Raw genomic sequence first — 19,348 nt, forward strand, 5'->3', positions numbered from 1 at the left:
CTACTAGATTTAAATTTTTTGTACTTAAAAAAGCCTCAATTTCATTATCCTGAATAGGAGACTTTTTATTGTTAATCATATTAACTTTTTCTTCAATAATATCCACAGCCATCACTTCGTGATGCTGTGCTAATAATGTAGCGATACTCAATCCTACATATCCTGTTCCTGCTACTACGATTCTCATTTTCACCCTCCATTATTTATGGTAAATTTACTATCTTTTCGATTACATAAAACCAACTATCTACAATTACTTTATGAAAAATTCTTCCTACGCGATTTATTTCGATAAAACAACACTTTATTTTGCTTAAAACCATCATCATTTATGTATACACAACTTTCTAAAATATTTTAATAAGCTATAGAAAATAAACAATCTATTAAATTATAATTAGGATAAAAATATGTTATATTCTTACTTCTTTATAAGCTTCCAATAATTTATTACTAAAGATTTCTTTTGTAAATCTATTTTTAAATTCTAAATAAAAATAGTCTTTATCTTTTTTTAATAGATCTGAATCATTGTAGTACTTTAAAATAATTTCAATGCAAGCCCTTAAATCACCAATATTATATAAATTTTTATGTATAACAGAAGGTACTCCACCAGAATTTGTACCAATCACTACACATTTTTGTGACATAGCTTCAATCAACGTTCTACCAAAAGATTCTTTTTCAGATGTTAAAATAAAAATATCGTTTTCACTATAAAATCTTTTCATATCTTTTATTTTTAAATTATCATAAAAAGTGACATTACTATTTTTTATTCTATCTTTGAATTTTCTTATTTCTTTTTCTTGACTTTTCTCCCACACAATTGCTAAATTAAAATGTATATTATATTCCTCTAAACAATTAATAATTTCAATAACATCTTCCCACCTTTTATAAGGGACAAATCTTGCAGAAAACCCTATACATAAATCTTTATTTTTCGAATTCAAAGAAACGACTTCTTTCCAATCGTCTTCTATAATATTTTCTATTACTTTGAATTTTAAATTTGGAAATCTATTTTCCCAACATTTCTTATTTTCTTCGGTTGTACAAATTACTTTATCAATTGATTTTTCAATAAATTTTAATAATATACTTACTGTAGTGCCATATGCTTCTAAAAAACCTCTATCTGTATAAATTACTTTATTATTAATTAATCTTAATTTTTTTAACAAACCAACAAAAATTATACTACCAATATATTGACAATTTATTATATCTGGTTTTTCACTTCTTATATATTTATATATACTATAAGTATTTAATATTAAATTTATAGCCCTATAATTATATCTCTTATAAAAATTATATTTTACATTTTTTAATTCTATACCGTTTTCTATATATGGACTAACCAACGACACATGATAACCAAAATTAGCGGTCACTTCTAAACATGTTTTTACCGATTTTTGTCCACCTCCAAGAGTAGAAATGTCATACCCTACAACATACATAACTTTCATATTAATTACCTACTTTCTAAAAAAAATAATATTACAAAGATATTCAGAAATCTAGAACTGACAATATCTGGTATAAACATAGCTCCCAATAAAATTACAAATAAAACCCAAGTACTATTTTTCTTAATATTAATTTTTTTAAACAATTCTAAAAAAAAGAACACTAAAGGAATTATTCCAATAAATCCTAATTGTACAAGGTATTGAACAATTAGATTATGAGGAACTGTACCTGTATATTTTACAACTGTATCTAACCCCAATCCTACTCCGAATAAGAGATTATTGAAAATTACAGGTATGGATTCTATTATTAATTCTAATCTATTTGACGAATCAAATAATGATTGTCCTCCTCTACCAGCCAAGATAATAGTTAATATTTTAGGAAAAACAATTATCGCAGCTATTGCTATAACAATTGTAAAACCTATATTTATCTTGAAGTTGATTAAAAGAAAAACAATAGAAACAGCAACAAACGCATATAAACCAGTTCTAGCATTAACTATTAGTGTCCCTATTCCCAAATAAACAATACATGTGAAAAAATATAATAATTTTATTTGCCTTTTATAAACCCATATAAGCAGTATCATCATTCCACTTACAATGTAAAGTGAAGAAAAGCTATAATCTGAAAAAAGTGCTGCATAAGATATTCTACCCGTTCCCATATATGATATATTTCCAATAGCTATATGCAGATAATTATTACTAATGTATTGAGCAAAAATTTGTAGTGTATAAGAAATCACACTTATCAAGTACAATTTTTCACTTGTTTTAAATAATACATGTTTTTCTTTATCATTTGACATATTATTTCCTATAATAAATGAAAGCATGAATAATATTATCATCATTGCCTGTTTAATAAGACCTATAATCGTTACACTTTTAAATATGCTAAACATGCATATTAATAAGAATAACAGTATTGCAAAAAAATATTTCTTTTTTACCCTTTTTAAAGAATAAAAAAATAATAGTAAAGAAAATACGATAAACCATGATAAGGGAAATATACTTGTTGGTGTTCCTAAAATTGACAAAAATGATCCCGGTATAGATAGTATCATACAAAATAAAATAATATTTTTTTTATTTTGTATATTTTTATTTATCAAATAAAAATATACAAAATATAGTAATTGAATAACTAAAATCAAAAAATTATTCTTAAACGATAATAAAAAAAGATTATATATAAAATAAAATATGATATTAAATCTAATAACCATTATATATCCCTCTAATAATTTCCTTATATTCATTCACATTATCATAATTTAGACTTCTCTTTATACTATTAGTAGATTTCATATTTAAACATATTTGATTACTTAATAACCCTTTTAAATTATTTACGTAATCATCCATATTATTGCAAATAAATCCTTCATTCTCAGAAATTATATCTCCTAAAGCTCCTTTGCCAGAACACAATACAACTGTACCAACACTTAATGCTTCTACTGCAACTAAGCCAAATCCTTCCCATTTTGAGGGTATACAAATTGTTTTTGAATTTCCAATATATTCCATAACATTATCTTTAAATCCTAGCAATTCAATATTTCTATTTTTGTTTATTTGTATCATTTCTTTTAAATCTTTGTAAAGACAGCCGTCACCAATAAATGCAAATTGTTGATTTGGATTAGAAACACTGAATTTATTAAATACATCGTATACCAAAAAAGGATTCTTTACATCTTCTAATCTACCAACAAAAATTGAAGCATATTTTCGATTATTTAAATTAATATTGTATTTTGATTTTTCTTTAATATTTATTGGATTTTGAATAACAATATAATTACTATCTAATTTATTCTTAAAAATATAATCTATGTAAATATGTTCTGACACTAGAATAATTTTTGAAAATTTATGTGCTACATATGCATATAAAATTGATTTTAAATTCAATTTTGATAACCAAGGTGCATTATGATGTAAATGAGATATAATCTTGGCTTGTTTATAAAATAATGAACAAATAACAGAAGCTCTAAAATCATGAGCATGTATAACATCCGGATTAATTTCATTAATAATCTTTTTTAATTTAAAATATGTTAACTTTTCCATCGGTAAATACTTGATATTTTTTTTATTTAATACATCTTTTATTTTACCATTTGGACTTGTGTAAAAGAATATTATATTATCACTTGCTTGATTAAACATTTTTATTATAGTACAAGCAACATTTTCAGCGCCAGAATATTTAGAACTTTGCAATACATGAAGTACTTTTCGCTTTTTTTCCATAAATATCCCCTATTCATTACCTAATAATTCTGTTTTGTATATTTCATTAATCTGATCCCTTACTTTCAAAAAATCATATTTTTTTATTACTTCTAAATTTTTAACTTGCATTTTTTTTGCTAATTGTTTGTCACTAATTATAGCTTCCAATTTCTGGGTACAGTCTTCAATGCTTTTAATTAAATATCCATTTACATTATTTATTATTAAATCTCTATTTCCCCTAATATCACTTATAATACAAGGTAATCCACTTGCCATTGCTTCCATTAAAGATCTAGGTAACCCCTCTTGTAACGACGTAAACAAAAAGCAATCTGAGATTGCTAATAATTCTTTTATATCCGTCCTATAACCTAAAAAATGTACTTGTTCTCGAATACCTAAATTTTTGGCTAAATCTTGTAAATTATTTTTCTCGGGTCCATTGCCACAAATCAAATAATGAATTTTAGGATTTTTACATAATGCAATTCCTCTAAGTGCCATTTCATAATTTTTTCGTTTAATTAAATCTCCCATTGCAATGCAAACAAAGTCATCATTTTCTAAAGATAACCAATTTCTATAATCTTCTTTGTTAATATTAATATTTTGGTAATCAGTTGTATTTATACCCACTCCATTTACTTTATATACATGCCCACTTTTTCTTAATTTCATAGTTTTAGCAACATGATAATCTTCCTCATTCATAGTTATAATCACATCAGAATAATGTGCTAAATATTTTTCCATGGGTTTATATATACAATTATTTACCAATGGTGCACCCTTATAAAAATGAAAACCATGTGCAGTATAAAATATCTTGATATGTTTTGTTTTCTTCCCGCAAAGTCTTCCTAATGCTCCGCCTATTGGGGTATTACAATGAATTACAGAAATATTTTCTTTTTTTATTAAATTATTTAGTTGTTCATATGCTTTAACATTTCTAATATTAAATGGAAATCTAACCAAATCTATATGATGAAAATGTATATTTGGATATTTGTCCATAGTTTCTTTGGGCAGATTATTAAAATTGGCTGCAAAATGGAATTCATATCCTAAAGCAATGGCAGCATCTAATGAAGCTGTATGAAAATTAGTAATATTCTTACATATATTAGAAATAAATAATAGCTTTTTCAATTACAATTTCCCCCTTTTCTTAGTATTTGTATAAATATTTTCCTTTTTCAAAACTGTAATAATAGTTTTAAAAAAAATCTTAGTATCTAGTAAAAAGCCCATATTATTAGCATACCAAACATCATACTTTCTTTTATCCCTTAAAGATAAACTATTTCTATAGTACGCTTGCGTATATCCTGTTATTCCTGGTTTAACTTTCATTTTATCTAATTCCTCTGGTAAGTAATCGTTTAAAGAATTCCATTCACTTGCTCTTGGACCAATTATACTCATTTCACCAATTAACACATTAAATAATTGTGGTAATTCATCTAAACTTGTTTTTCTTAAAACTTTACCTATTTTAGTGACTCTAGGATCATCCTCAGAATTATAAGTACTTCCATCCGCATTACGTATATCTTCGCAGTTTTCCTTCATCGTTCTAAACTTATACATTTTTATTTTTTTACAATCTTTGCCAATTCTTTCAGCACTATAAAAAATGTTATCCTTATCATCTAATTTTATCAGTAAGGCTATGATAAACAAAAAAGGCATCAACATTACTATACTAATTAATGAAATAATAAAATCCATTATTCTTTTTAAAAATTTATACATACATAACTCCTATTTTTTTATCAATTTTATTTCATCACTATTTTTGTCCAATATTAGTGATTTTGCTGGTACAACAACTTGTTTAAAACCCACATTCCTTTGTACATATGATCCAGCTCCAATTAACGAATAATCATTAATTTCTAACCTGTTTTTTATTACCGCGCCCATACCAATAAAACAATTGTTGTTTATAACTACTTCGCCTCCAATAGTGCTATTTGCTGCAATAAAATTATTATTATAGATAGTGATATCGTGAGTAAGTACACTACCTGCATAAATAACATTATTATCTCCCAACGTTACATTAGTTCCAATATATGCGCCTGGAAAAACAATATTGCCCACACCAATTTTGTTTGACGAAACAATTGCTTTATCACTAATAAAATTAATCAATTGATAACCTAATTCCAAACATTTCTCACTCATAGCCTGACGTGTTCTATTCATATTGCTATATCCAATTGTATTCAATATCTTAATTTTTTCATACTTAAAGCAGGAAGTTAATTCTTCAAAAGGTACTAACTTTGTATCATTTTTAAAGCAAATATTATTATATTTATTAACATCTTTTTTACTTACGGTGTGGCATAAAATTGTATATTTATGCTCACTTTCAATCATATCATGTATCATAAATGAGTACTTTGTAGCGCCCAATATTATAATTTTTTCTTTTATCTCCATATAGGACCCTGTTCACCCCTATCAGTTAAAACAACAATTTTTAACTTTTTCTTTAAAAATTGTACTCTTTTCATAAGTTCTTCATGATTACTTGCTGATACAATTGAAAAAAACCTAGCAGTTTTATCTGTAAAAGGTTTCGTTTTCATTCCCAATTTTATATTCGACAAATTGTTATGATAAATATAATCAAGTTTGCAAATTTCTTCAATTCCATTTATTGCAATAACTTTTCCAACAGGTAAAAAAAATGACACATAGCAACTACTTCTATCTAAAGATAAATGTTCAGGAATACTCGATATTTTTCCGGTAGCTAAATCTATTAAAAATTTTTCTGTATTTAAGCCTGTTTGTAATGAGATTAAGTCTGAAGAAATGAATACACCTCCACCTCTTGCTGCTGCTTCTATTAAAATAATATCGTTACCATTAATAATAAATTCACTATGTGTTATACCTTGTTTTAAGTTAAAACCACTAATAATTTTTTTATTTAGCTCAAGTATTTTGTTTATTAATTCATTATTGGCTTGTGATGGAAATTCTCGCATAGTTGCAGAAAAGACATCAGGAATATTAAAATAATGAGTATCTCCAATTATCAAATTTTCAAACTCATGATTTACACATATTCCTTCTACTACAAATTCTTGTCCAATAACAAATTCTTCCAAAAGTATTTTTTTCTGTTTCGAATATCTAAGCGATTCTTGAAATTTTTGAATAAGTTCTTCAACATTTGATACTTTATATACACCTTTACTCCCTTGATTATCAATAGGCTTTATTATTATTGCTCCATTGATTGAATTAAAAAAACTAATGGCATCTTCTAGATTTACACACAATTTGTATTTTAAAGTTTTAATCCCTAGTTCTTTACATCTTTCTCTCATCAAAAATTTGTCAGTAAATAAACATGCTACAGAATAGTCATTTCCAGGTAATTCCATTTTTTCAGCTACATAAGCAATTGTACGTACTGGCAAGTCAGTCTGATCTGTAATAACACCACAAATATTATATTTTTCTGCTAATTTAACTATGTTTATTTCATCTCGAATATCATAATATTCTGAATATTTAGATATTTTATGTCCTGGTTCTTCCCTATTTGGAGAAATAACCAAGGTATTATATCCTAATTGATTTGCTCTTTCAATCAAAGGTATTTGAAGTGTGTTAGCACCCAATATCATTAACGTATCCTTCATATTTTCTCCTCATTTCTAAAGTAATTCACATAATTTTTTTAAAATATAATTAATATCATCATCACTTAACTTTGTATGTAATGGTAAAGTCACTTCATTTATAAATTGATTATATGCATTTGGATAATCCTTGATATCAAATCCTAACTTTTTATACGCTGTTAGTAATGGTAATGGTTTATAATGTACATTACATGCAATTCCTTTTTTTGCCATCTCTGTAATGATTTCATTTCTTTGTTCACCAGATATTCCATTAATTCTCACTAGATATAAATGACCTGATGAGTTATGATTCTCATCATAATGATTTAATATTTGAACATCTAAATCTTTTAATCCTTCATTGTATTTATAAATAATTTCTTTTCTTCGTGATAATAATTTCTGATATTTATCTAACTGTGCTAATCCAATACCAGCCATAATATCTGTCATATTACATTTATAAGCTGGTGAAATAACATCATATTCCCACGCCCCTAACTTAGTCTTGGCTAATGCATCTTTGGATTGACCGTGAAGTGATAATAACTGATATTGTTCATAAATATTTTCATTATCGATATTTTCTATATCTTTCCAGACTACCGCTCCCCCCTCAGCAGTAGTTAAATTCTTTACCGCATGAAAACTAAAAGAAGTGAAGTCAGCTACTTCACCACACATCTTATTATCTTTAGATGCTCCAAATGCATGTGCTGCATCAGCCATCACAATAATTCTACCAAATGCTTTTTGAATTTCATTTGAAGCCTTAAATAAATCTTTTTTAGCTTCAACTATTTCAAATATTTTTTTATAATCGCACATAATACCAGCTAGATCAATTGGAATAATAACCTTGGTTCTTTCAGTGATCTTGGCATTCAATTGATTATAGTCCATTTCAAATGAGTCCTTAGCCACATCAACTAATATTGGTGTTGCTCCAACATGACATATTACTGAACAAGTTGCAGTATAAGTGTACGCAGAAGTAATTACTTCATCTCCAGGACCAACACCAAGTAATCTAAGCGTTAATTCCATACAAGCAGTAGCACTATTTAGACATACTGCCCTTGAAGTATTACAATAATCAGCAATTCTTCTTTCAAACTCCTTGGTTTTTGGGCCTGTTGTAATCCACCCTGATTTTAAAGTATTTATTACACCATTGATTTCCTCCTCACCAATATCAGGTGGTGAAAAAGGTATATTCTTTTTTTCTATAATATCCATAATCTCTCTCCCCTCCATAATAAAAAACTGCTTTATGCAGTTAAATTGTACAAAAAAAGAATATAGTTCCCCCTACCCCAAGTAGAAGAAACTATATTCAAATTATTAAAATGTGCGGTAAACCAGCTACATTTATTAAATTTTACTTTTTATTTCAAGCCCAGCTAAGATATGTCGATTTAAAAACTCGATATCTAAAACCGCTATTCTGTTGTGCTTATCAATCTTAACAATATGATCTTGATAATGAATTAATGGTCCATATATAACTTTAGCTTTATTATCTTCTATAAATGCTTGGGACATTTCTAAGATACCTTCGCTATTGAGTAGTTTATTAAACATCTCGATTTCTTCATCTCTTAAAGCTGTAACTCCATCATCTTTAAGCTGCTTAATCAAACCATCTCTCTGTTCCCCTAATTCATATAACAGATTATCAAAATCACTTTGCTTCATCTCACTTCTAACAAAAATATATCCTGGAAATAACATTTTTAATGTATTTCCTTTAATATCTCGACGATAGTATTCAATCTTTGGAATAAAAGCATCAAGACCTTTTCTTCTTAGAACTGAACACAACTTATTTTCTTTTGCAACTAATGCAAATAATACATACCAGTTATCTTTCATAACAACTCCTATGTTTTACTTGTAACTTCCAAAGGAACTTTCATTGTTTTACCAAAAACATCACCAATAAAAGCAACTCTTTTATGACGATCAATTTTCTTAATCATTTCCTCTTTACCAACTAATGGTCCTTTTTGAACTATTAACTTAGAATCAGTAATAGTTCCCATTGAACGGGTTATTAAATGATCATCATTAAATAACGATTCTAAAAGTTCTTTTTCATTATTGGCTAATGATAAAACTTTTTGTTCATCACTTTGCATAATTCTCATCGTAGAATCCATATCTTTTTCTAAACTTTCAATAATCTGATAAAACTCCTGTGAATTAAATTCACTTTCAATAAAGATATAATTAGGAAACATCGGCACTTCTGCAAATACCTTCTTTCCATCTTTTTTCATTAACTTTTCAATTTTTGGTACAAAAGCAGTCATCTCAGGATGATTATTAAAATAAAGTAAAAGATCATTGATCTTATTATCATTTGCAAAAATAATATACCAATTCATCATAATCCTCCTTACAATATAAACTAACTTTTGGTCACAAAACTGTCTTATATTAAAGTACTCTACGACAAAGCTAAAAAAGTACTTATTTATAAGTACTTTTTGACTATGACCATATTTAGTGACAAGAAATGTTTTGATTTGAAAACTTGTCAATCCAACTTTTTTTAAGATCAAATGATGAATGAACATAGCGGTCTAAGGTAATTTGAGAACCGCTATGACCAAGAATTTCACTAAGACATTTGATTTCAAAACCACCCTCGATACACATAGTTGCAAAAGTATGTCTTAGCATATGAAAGTTAGCTTTTTCAATTCCTGCATTTTTAATATATTTTCGAAATTTTCTTTCTAATGATCGGGGCTCTACAAATTTGTCACTTCTGCCAGTTAATAAATAGCAATCATCATTTTGCCTAAATTGTTTAAATAGAGTAATAAGATTAGCTGGAATTGGAATTTTTCGATTTGATGTAGAACTTTTAGGTGAATCTTCAATGATTATTGTTTTTGGATTATCACTGTAAATATTTTTTATTCGCTGCATTGTTTTGTTAACATAGATATAGTTTTCTTTTAGTGAAATATCTTTCCATTTTAAAGCGCATAACTCACCGATTCGTAATCCAGTAGCCATGGCTATAAGTACACCAAATTTGCATGAATCTATTTCTTGTAATAAAGTTTGATTCAAGTTTATAAATTCTTCTTTGGATAATATGCGTTCTTTTTCTTTTTGTTTTTTAGGATATATTATTTTAGTATTTATACTAATATTATGTTCGGATTCTATATATCCTATAATGGATTTAAACAAAGAAAGAATATCTTTTACTGTTTTAGGTGATAGTGGTTTACCATTTTTTCCTTCTTTTAATAAAGAAGCGGTAAATAATTCAACTTGTTTGGTATTTAATTCATTCGCCTTTATATCTTTAAAATATGGTAATAAATAATTATAGATTACATTATAATACTTGACATAAGTAGGGGCTTTAAATTTAATTCGATACACATTTAACCATTCAACTATATAATATTCTAATACTTGATTATTAATATTCGACTTTTTAATTTTTTCTTTGTTTAAAGAATTACATATATTTTCTCTTTTTTGTTTAACTTCAGTATAGGTACTAGCATAAACACTTCCATATAGTTTTTTATTATTAGTACTTATTGCTTTAACATACCGGGCTTCCCATCTGCCATCTTTTCTTCTAAAAATATTTTCTCCTCTTCTTGGCATATATTATACTCTTCTTTCTTTTAGATTCTTTTGACCAAAAAAATGACTAGAAATAGTACTTAAATCTATTTAAAACATTAATTATTTGGTAAATAAATTTATAATTTAGTTTTATCGGTGTTTTTTGACAATTTATCCTATCATTTTTTGTTCGATAATGATAAAATGCTTACGTAACTATAGAATTTTTTTGTTCGTAGAGTACTTTACTCTACGACTTTCTTTTATTATTTACAAAAAAAATATTTTTATTCAAAAAATGTAGAATTTGATAAACTATATTATCTATTTAAGTATCTAATTCTAATACTCCTGATACTGTATCCCATAATTATTTCAATAAAAAAACATGAACTCAAGGTAAATCCTAAGTTCATGTTTTTTGTTTATTTTAATAAAACTCGATCCGTATATTCTTGAGAAGAAGTAGAATACAAATGAATCAAGCCCTCTACGGTCATTTCTTCTCTTTCTTTGCCTTCAATCATTGCAATGATTTGTCCATCTTTCATAATCATTGTTTTATTACCGTATTTTAGAGCATCTTCCATATTATGAGTAATCATCAGTGTAGTAATCTGATGCTCTTCAACAATTTTTTGTGATAATTCTAAAACCTTTAATGCCGTTTTTGGATCTAAAGCAGCTGTATGCTCGTCCAATAACAATAAATCTGGAGTTACTAAAGTTGCCATTAATAACGTCAATGCTTGTCGCTGTCCTCCAGACAACAATCCAACTTTAGAATCTAATCGTTCTTCCAAACCTAACTCTAATTCCATCAGTGCCTTTTTAAACTCTTCACGATGACGATGAGACATTAGACTTAAACTAAAATGTTTACCTCTTTGATTTGACAAATGAAGATTTTCTTCAATTGTCATATTTGGGGCTGTACCCTTTAAAGGATCTTGAAACAATCTTCCAATCCCTTTTGAGCGCTTGTACTCAGGCTCAAAAGTAATATCACGACCATTTAAAATAATATTTCCTCGTTTTGTATCAACTGCTCCAGAAATAGCTTGAAATAAAGTTGATTTACCAGCACCATTACTTCCAATGATTGTAACAAAATCCCCTTTATCAAGTGCAAGATTAATATTATTAAGGGCGACTTTTTCATTAACTGTACCTTCATTAAAAACAACTGATACATCCTTTAATTCTAACATTAATTGCGCCCCCTTTTCTTACTTCTAAATGCTCCATTAGTTGAAGCAATTGCCACAATAACAAGAACTGCTGATAACAGCTTTAAATATCCTGAAGGAAGTCCCAGCTGTAGAGCAACTGTTAGGACTGCACGATAGAAAATTGCTCCAAATACAACTGCAACTAACTGAAAAATAATTTTTTCTTTCTTTATAAATGTTGTTCCGACAATAATACTAGCTAAGCCAATTACCATCATTCCTGTTCCACTGCTAATATCTGCAAAGCTTTGATGTTGGGCAAATACAGCACCACTCATAGCGACTAAGCCATTTGCTAATGCTAAACCTAAAATCTTCATTTTATCAGTATCAATAGAGCTTGCTCGAACCATATCTTCATTATCACCACAGGCTCTAAGTGATAATCCTAGCTGAGTTCTTAAGAAAAAATCTAAAATCACACAAATAACAATTACAATCAAATATATTAAAATAATTTTCCCATAAGGATCAAATGCAGTAAAACTGCTAAAAATAGTATTATTACCAAACAGTGATAAATTAGGAGTATCATTCATAATTGCTAAATTAATTGAATATAATCCAGTCATTGTTAAAATCCCAGATAAAAGCGGCATAATTTTGAATTTTGTAATTAATAGACCAGTAACTACCCCAGCTGCTGCACCAATCACAAATGAACCTATTAATCCTACATATGGCATTGAATTAATCGTAAACATCCCGCTAACAGCACATCCCAAAGCGAAACTTCCATCAACCGTTAAATCTGGCAAATTTAACACTTTATAACTGATATATAAACCAAGTGAGAGAATGGCAAAAATTCCTCCTAACTCCAGTGCTCCTAAAATAACCGTCTGATTCATAAAACTACTCCTTTATTTCTACATATGCTTTATCATTTTTAATTTCATTAGGCAAAGTAATACCTAATTGTTTTAATACTTTTGTATTTACATAAACACTTAAATTTTCTTTAAATACTTTAACTGGAATATTTTCCACTTTTTCACCTTTTAAGATTTTATCAACCATATTTGCAGTTTCTTTTCCAAGATCTTCGTAATTAATTCCAACACTTAAAAAACCACCATCTTGAACCATTGAATCAGCGCCTACATATAAAGGTACTTTTGCTTTAGCACAAGCAGGTCCTACCATATCCATTGCATTTGCTACAGTATTATCATTTGGAGCAAAGACTGCATCACATTTACTAGTTAATACATCAATTGCACTTTGCACTTCATTTACTCCAGTAACAGTTGTTTCAATCATTTCAATTCCTTTATCATCACAAAAAGCTTTTGCTTTAGCAATATTAGTAACTGAATTTACTTCACCTTTATTATAAATGACTCCTATTTTTTTCAAATCCGGATTAACTTGTAAAGCTCTTTCTAAAATCATTTCAACTTGAATCTCATCACTCGTTCCCGTAATATTTTTATCTGGTTTTTCAAGAGATGTAGTTAAACCAGCTTTAATTGGATCAGTTACCGCTGCAAAAACAACTGGTGTATCAGTTGACATTTCAGCTGCTGTTTGAGCTACAGGAGTTGCGATTGCAACTACACAATCTTTTTTACTAGATTTAAAATCTTGAATAATCGACGGAGCTGTGTTCATATCTCCTTGAGCATTTTTAAAAGTATACTTAATATTTTCACCTTCTTTATATCCCAAAGCCTCCATCTGTTCATCAAAAGCATCTTTAATTGTATTTAATGATGTATGTTCAACATATTGAATAATCGCTACCTCTTTTACATCACCATTACTACTGCTATTTCCACATCCTGTTAAAGCTGTCATTGTTAAAGCTGATACTGCCATTAATTTAAATAGTTTATTAATTCTCATTTTTATGTTCCCCTTTTTCTTTATAGTTTTTATCTTTTAAATTATAAAGAGCTACACCATCGCTTATCTAATCTCATTTTTCTTCCCCTTTCGAAATCACATTTAAACAAAAAAACACCTGTCCTAAAAGGACAGATGTTAAAATCTGCTATACCACCTTATGGTCTTTGTCAAATGCTATCACATTTTTGCTTTGTAACGTAAGCTAACGTCAAAAGATACTCAAATTACTTCTTTCCCCTTTGCCTTCATGGGTCCATTTACCAAAGTCGCATCTCTATCTAGCTTCCACCACCCTAGACTCTCTACAAGCGCGTTCGATGTTTTATCTCCCAATCACAAGTTTATCTATGAATAAAATCTATCACACATATTTCTCTTTGTCAATACGATTGAATGCAAAAGCAGACTAATTATTAGTTTTAATCTGATATAGTTTCTCTAATTCATTAATCATTTGAATTGATGTAAACCTTTTTTATTTCCTAAAAGAAGACTGGCTTTAAAAAGATAATAAAAGAATTAAACTTAAATTTCTTTCCTAAAAACATCTCAAGAGAATATTTTAAATAGACTTTTAAAAGTATTTTTAATAAATCAAGAATAAGATAAAAATTTAATGAAATAGTTGATTAAAATATAATTTATTAAAGTCTATGTATCAAATATGATAAAAAATCGACTTAAACAGTTTAAAGATCAGCTTAATTATTTCAATCACATTTACTATCTAAGACTTTTGTCAGTATAGATTTACACCTATACTATTATAATGCCTTCGATATCTGTCATCACTATTCAGTAAATATTCTACCAAATAGCAATTAACCTATAATTACAAAAAGCTCTAACGGGCAGTGCTATTACAATTAGAAAAAATATATTATTAGAACAAAAAAGTCTTCAGAATATGGATCAGATCATGAATATTATTCCCTTATTCCGTTAGAAATAACGAAACTAGAAAACTTCAAGCTTTAATAACTTATTTGGATTGCATATAAAAATACAGTGTTTTAGCAACTTACAATCAGTTAATAAGCACTATATTTTATTTGCGACTATTAAAAGTTTGACTAATCTCCAAAAATTCACGTTTTCCTATTATATAATCATAATAAACTTCCTGCGGTGAAGTACCTGCAAAAATCTTACAAACTCCACAATTTTCACAGTCCCCATTTTTACATGCAAAAAGCTTGTTAAGATAGTTTTCTCGTTCACTTTTAGTAGTTTCTTTAATCAATTTAGCCATTTTCCTATCTCCTTAATTCAATTATAGCAAAAGCACACAATTAATTCGCGTGCTTTGCTCTATAAAACGGCTATTAAATAACGTAAATAGATTTTTTTGAACAAATTTGCTTGTTTAAAATATGCATTTGTTTTATCTTGATAAAACTGCTCTACTATTTCAAGTTCTTCAATAGATATTTGATGTTGTGAAAAACGAGCTTTATCAATTATTGTCTTTATCACATCACAATTAATTTTCAATTTAGTTAAATAGTAATAATAATAACAGACTTTTTGATTACTATTAGCAGCTCCTTTAAACATTCGTTTTTTACGAATTCTTGCTTGAAATAAAACTATAAAGATAAAGATCATCCCTCCTGCTAAATAATAAATATAAACAGGAATTTGAAAACTATCATTTTGAGAAATTTGTTGAATATTCGGTTTTTCTGGCTCCACTGGCTGTGGTGTTTTATCACCTTGGTTAGGTGCAGGAGTAATTGTATCAGTTGGTGTATTCGGATTTTCACTACTTGTTGGAGTCGCTTCAATTGGTATCCAGCCCAAATATTCATCATAAATTTCAACCCAAGCATGAGCATTACTATCCCTAACTATCAATTTACCAGCATTGTTCTTACTTCCCGGCACTTGATAGCCAACAACAAAACGTGCGGGATATCCCCTACTTCTTAACATTAATGCTAATGTTGAAGCATAGTGAACACAATACCCTTTCTTATTAGTATTTAAAAAATAATCAACAACATCCACATTATCAGGTGTATTTCCCGGTCTCAAGGTATAAGAAGTATTAGCCGCTAAAGCATTTGTACACTGTGTAATATAATTGAAAATATTACCATTATCAATAACATTATGCTGCTTTAAAAAATTCTCAATAATCGATTTTGTTTCCTCAGGAACTGATGTTAATTTTTCATCATCTTCATTCCCTTGTCCAAAATATTCATCGTAGTAGTCCTGTGTTCCATTACGCTCGGCTATTTCCTTTAATAATTCTCCTTTGGCTTTATAATCGATCGTTGATAATAGAGCATTAAAATCATCATTAGGTATAATCATCTCATATGTTTGAGGGTTTTTACCCTCATAGTGGTCACCATAATATGTCATATCGTCATTAATGATAAAGTATGGTGTATAATTACGTTGACTATAACCACTGATTTGATTAACTTCAATAACTTGACGAGAAGTCTTTGTAATATTTGCAATCTTCTCTAGGTTATTTTTAAACCATTCTGTTTCAACGCGACTATGAGAAGTCCCCCATTTACCATCTTCATACAAGTCATAAGCAATTCCTCGAATCTTGAAATTATTTAAAGTCACTTCACCAGCAATTGTAAAATCTAATGAGTTACGATAATGACGATCCCCTTGGCTATTGACATTGTATTCCTCTTTTATATTTCCAGGAGTTGAAATTGGTGTTCTGGCATTATCAAACAAACTATACTTTGAAGGACGATATGTACTTATTGGAAATGATATATATGTTATTGCCATGGCAACTACACTAATGATAATCATTGGTATTTTTAATATAGCCCCTTTTTGCAAAGCACCAATCAATAAAATCAAAACATATAAAACATAACATGCTAGAAAATACCATGGTGGTGTAATCGTAAATAATAATTCAATAAAAACACCTGGTAATAAAGCCAAAATAGCTAATGTATATTTTTGTTTATCAATTGCAATTACAGCTGATAAAAATAATGGGATAAAAATCAGCAAAAAAGCTAAGATACAAATTTGGGGATCATCATAAAAAATATACGTACTTTCAAAATTAAAATCATATACAGAAACTTCACGATACTTATAAATAATAATTGAAGTTATGTATGTTAAACAATCCATCGTACTAGGAATCAATAATAAGATTCCATCAGCAATAATACTCCCGATAACAAACTTCTTTTTACCTTGAATATAATTAAATCCCAAATATATTAACAAACCTACTATAATACAAGAAATAAAAATAAAATGATTGTTCGAACTAAAATTAAAAGAATAAACTAACGAGCCTACTGAACCAATAATTCCTAATAAATAAATTAATAACTTCATCAGCGGCCACCTTCCACTTTCATGATTCCATTATAGCTAATAACAAACTCATAATTATGTTTAGAAATATCTGACTGATACTCTTTATTCCATAACAAATATTTAAACATTTCGTCATATTCTTGAATACTTTTAATTTCCTTATTTGATAATAGAAAGCCAATTTGTCGTTTTAATAAAAAACCACAAAAGGTATCAAGATAACCAAAAACTAAATCATTATGATCATCATTGTCATCAAAACTAACATACAGATTAATTACTTCACCTACTAACATCGCATTATCTTTAACTAAAATATCTTGATAACGGGCACTAAGTTTCCAGTGAATATTTTTCAACTGATCCCCCTCTTGATATTTGTGAATATCATATATTTCTGTAGGATCATCTCCTTTACGATTCACAGCATAAACTTCGTCACCAACTCGTGGTAGTTGATGTGCGTACTCTTTGAAATCTAATTCTACCCTCTTTGGATAAATAGTAATTGGTATCTCATAATGGCATCTCTTTTTTATGCAAAATAGATTTAGACAATCGTATTGGTAGTATGTATTAATAATAAAATTTCTTCCCCCACAATGTTTAAATACTAAAGTTAATCCGTCTTGATTTCCCTTGATCAAATACTTTTGATCCTCAACAACAAACTTTATTGCTCCAAGCCCTAAATTATCCTTAATTATTTTAATCTTTACAAAGTCATCTTGAATAACTTTTTGATTCAAAATAGCAAAATCCAGCTTAGTAAATTTAAAACTCATAACTAAATAAAAAAGTGATAAAACTGGTAAAATCAGAATCAATAAAAGAAAATAATATGAAAAATATCCAACAAAAGCAATATAGAAAAATACCCCAAATCCAATTAATAACAAATAAGCAAGACGATAGCGAAACATAACTACTTATATGCAATTGGTGCAATCTTCATCATGATATCTTCCATAATTATTTGAAAATTTTCACGATTCTTTTTAACACTTGGCATTAAGAAAATCCGATGATTTAGGGTTTCATATAAGTTTTCGTTAATATCTTCAACAATAACATAGTCCCGACCATTTAAATATGCACTAGCTTGAGCCGCTTTCATCAATGCAATCGAAGCACGAGGAGAAGCCCCTAATTCAATTTTTTCATGAATTCTTGTCTGTTGAACGATTTGAACAATATATTTCACTAAACTTTCATCTAAATGAATTTTAGTAACTGCTTCTTGCATCATGAGCAATTCCTGAGGCGATAAAACCGGGTTGATTGAATTAATTGGATTTCCACTTTTTTTTCGATTTATAATTTCAATCTCACTCATTTCATCAGGATAACCTAATGATAAACGCATCATAAAACGATCCAACTGAGAATCTGGTAACATTTGTGTTCCAGCACTTCCAAACGGATTTTGTGTTGCAATAACAATAAACGGCTTAGCAGTTGGATAAGTTAACCCATCAACACTAATCATTCCTTCTTCCATAACCTGCAATAGTGCTGATTGTGTTTTACTTGACGTCCGATTAATTTCATCAGCCAAAAAGATATTTGTAAATAGCGGTCCTTTTTTAAAAGTCATTTCTTTTGTTTCAAAATCATAAACAGAATACCCTAATAAATCACTTGGTAAAACATCAGAGGTTAATTGAACCCGCTGATAATCTAACTGTATTGCCTTTGTTAAAGCAACCGCTAAATTAGTTTTCCCGACCCCAGGAATATCTTCAAGTAGAATATGTCCATTAGCTAATAGAGCAATAACTACTTTTTTTAAAACATCATCTTTTCCTAATACAGCCTTTTTTACTTCATTAATCAATAGTTCTAATTTTTCATTCATAGTCCCTCTCCTTATATTTCTACTACAATATCTAAACTAAACCCTAAGTTAATGCCATTACTATAAGACTATTTTATC

The 19,348-nt window shown here is 28.2% G+C and carries 19 protein-coding genes; all 19 read right to left on the reverse strand.

Going from position 1 to position 19,348, the window contains the following annotated elements; translation table 11 throughout:
- A partial coding sequence (locus tag KSU54_RS06290; protein ID WP_335755781.1) for an NAD-binding protein occupies window positions 1–187 on the reverse strand: 187 nt, incomplete at its 3' end.
- A 226-nt stretch (window positions 188–413) separates the two neighbouring features.
- Entirely contained in the window at window positions 414–1,481 is a 1,068-nt protein-coding gene (locus tag KSU54_RS06295) for a glycosyltransferase family 4 protein (protein WP_003535904.1), read from the reverse strand.
- 5 nt (window positions 1,482–1,486) lie between these two features.
- A complete protein-coding gene (locus tag KSU54_RS06300; protein WP_134583106.1) occupies window positions 1,487–2,302 on the reverse strand; it encodes an O-antigen ligase family protein in 816 nt (271 codons plus the stop codon).
- A 412-nt stretch (window positions 2,303–2,714) separates the two neighbouring features.
- Window positions 2,715–3,761, reverse strand: a complete 1,047-nt coding sequence (locus KSU54_RS06305; protein ID WP_003535901.1) for a glycosyltransferase — start codon at window positions 3,759–3,761, stop codon at window positions 2,715–2,717.
- Between the two features lie 9 nt (window positions 3,762–3,770).
- Complete coding sequence (locus tag KSU54_RS06310; protein WP_003535900.1) at window positions 3,771–4,898, reverse strand: glycosyltransferase family 4 protein; 1,128 nt, start codon at window positions 4,896–4,898, stop codon at window positions 3,771–3,773.
- Window positions 4,899–5,504: a sugar transferase gene (locus tag KSU54_RS06315; RefSeq protein ID WP_003535899.1), complete on the reverse strand. Its 606-nt coding sequence runs from the start codon at window positions 5,502–5,504 to the stop codon at window positions 4,899–4,901.
- Window positions 5,505–5,513: 9 nt separating this feature from the next.
- On the reverse strand, window positions 5,514–6,200 hold the full coding sequence (locus KSU54_RS06320; protein WP_003535898.1) for an acetyltransferase: 687 nt from the start codon (window positions 6,198–6,200) through the stop codon (window positions 5,514–5,516).
- Entirely contained in the window at window positions 6,191–7,417 is a 1,227-nt protein-coding gene (locus KSU54_RS06325; RefSeq protein ID WP_003535897.1) for an ATP-grasp domain-containing protein, read from the reverse strand. Before KSU54_RS06325 ends, KSU54_RS06320 begins: the two co-directional genes overlap by 10 nt.
- 15 nt (window positions 7,418–7,432) lie before the next feature.
- On the reverse strand, window positions 7,433–8,641 hold the full coding sequence (locus KSU54_RS06330) for a DegT/DnrJ/EryC1/StrS family aminotransferase (RefSeq protein WP_040434180.1): 1,209 nt from the start codon (window positions 8,639–8,641) through the stop codon (window positions 7,433–7,435).
- Window positions 8,642–8,776: 135 nt separating this feature from the next.
- Window positions 8,777–9,277 carry a transcription termination/antitermination NusG family protein gene (locus tag KSU54_RS06335; RefSeq protein WP_003535892.1) on the reverse strand — a complete coding sequence of 167 codons (501 nt, stop codon included), beginning with the start codon at window positions 9,275–9,277 and terminating at the stop codon, window positions 8,777–8,779.
- Between the two features lie 8 nt (window positions 9,278–9,285).
- Complete coding sequence (locus tag KSU54_RS06340; protein WP_008791227.1) at window positions 9,286–9,792, reverse strand: transcription termination/antitermination NusG family protein; 507 nt, start codon at window positions 9,790–9,792, stop codon at window positions 9,286–9,288.
- Window positions 9,793–9,910: 118 nt separating this feature from the next.
- Window positions 9,911–11,044, reverse strand: coding sequence for a tyrosine-type recombinase/integrase (locus tag KSU54_RS06345; protein WP_003535883.1), 1,134 nt, complete (start codon window positions 11,042–11,044; stop codon window positions 9,911–9,913).
- Window positions 11,045–11,430: 386 nt separating this feature from the next.
- Window positions 11,431–12,216 (reverse strand): ABC transporter ATP-binding protein, encoded by a 786-nt coding sequence (locus KSU54_RS06350; protein WP_003535880.1) that lies wholly within the window; start codon window positions 12,214–12,216, stop codon window positions 11,431–11,433.
- Window positions 12,216–13,088, reverse strand: coding sequence for an ABC transporter permease (locus KSU54_RS06355; RefSeq protein ID WP_003535879.1), 873 nt, complete (start codon window positions 13,086–13,088; stop codon window positions 12,216–12,218). Before KSU54_RS06355 ends, KSU54_RS06350 begins: the two co-directional genes overlap by 1 nt.
- A gap of 4 nt (window positions 13,089–13,092) precedes the next feature.
- Window positions 13,093–14,085, reverse strand: coding sequence for an ABC transporter substrate-binding protein (locus tag KSU54_RS06360; RefSeq protein ID WP_003535878.1), 993 nt, complete (start codon window positions 14,083–14,085; stop codon window positions 13,093–13,095).
- A 1,051-nt stretch (window positions 14,086–15,136) separates the two neighbouring features.
- Window positions 15,137–15,340 (reverse strand): hypothetical protein, encoded by a 204-nt coding sequence (locus tag KSU54_RS06365; protein WP_003535877.1) that lies wholly within the window; start codon window positions 15,338–15,340, stop codon window positions 15,137–15,139.
- Window positions 15,341–15,399: 59 nt separating this feature from the next.
- Complete coding sequence (locus tag KSU54_RS06370; protein WP_003535876.1) at window positions 15,400–17,430, reverse strand: transglutaminase-like domain-containing protein; 2,031 nt, start codon at window positions 17,428–17,430, stop codon at window positions 15,400–15,402.
- The gene (locus KSU54_RS06375; protein WP_040434177.1) at window positions 17,430–18,335 is read right to left on the reverse strand and encodes a DUF58 domain-containing protein; all 906 of its coding nucleotides are present in this window, start codon (window positions 18,333–18,335) and stop codon (window positions 17,430–17,432) included. The genes KSU54_RS06370 and KSU54_RS06375 overlap by 1 nt, the downstream gene beginning before the upstream one ends.
- 2 nt (window positions 18,336–18,337) lie before the next feature.
- On the reverse strand, window positions 18,338–19,270 hold the full coding sequence (locus tag KSU54_RS06380) for an AAA family ATPase (RefSeq protein WP_003535868.1): 933 nt from the start codon (window positions 19,268–19,270) through the stop codon (window positions 18,338–18,340).
- Between the last annotated feature and the right edge of the window lie 78 nt (window positions 19,271–19,348).

Origin of the sequence: Erysipelatoclostridium sp. MSK.23.31 (assembly GCF_019125875.1) — a bacterium.
Classification (GTDB): Bacteria; Bacillota_I; Bacilli_A; order Erysipelotrichales; family Coprobacillaceae; genus Thomasclavelia; species Thomasclavelia ramosa.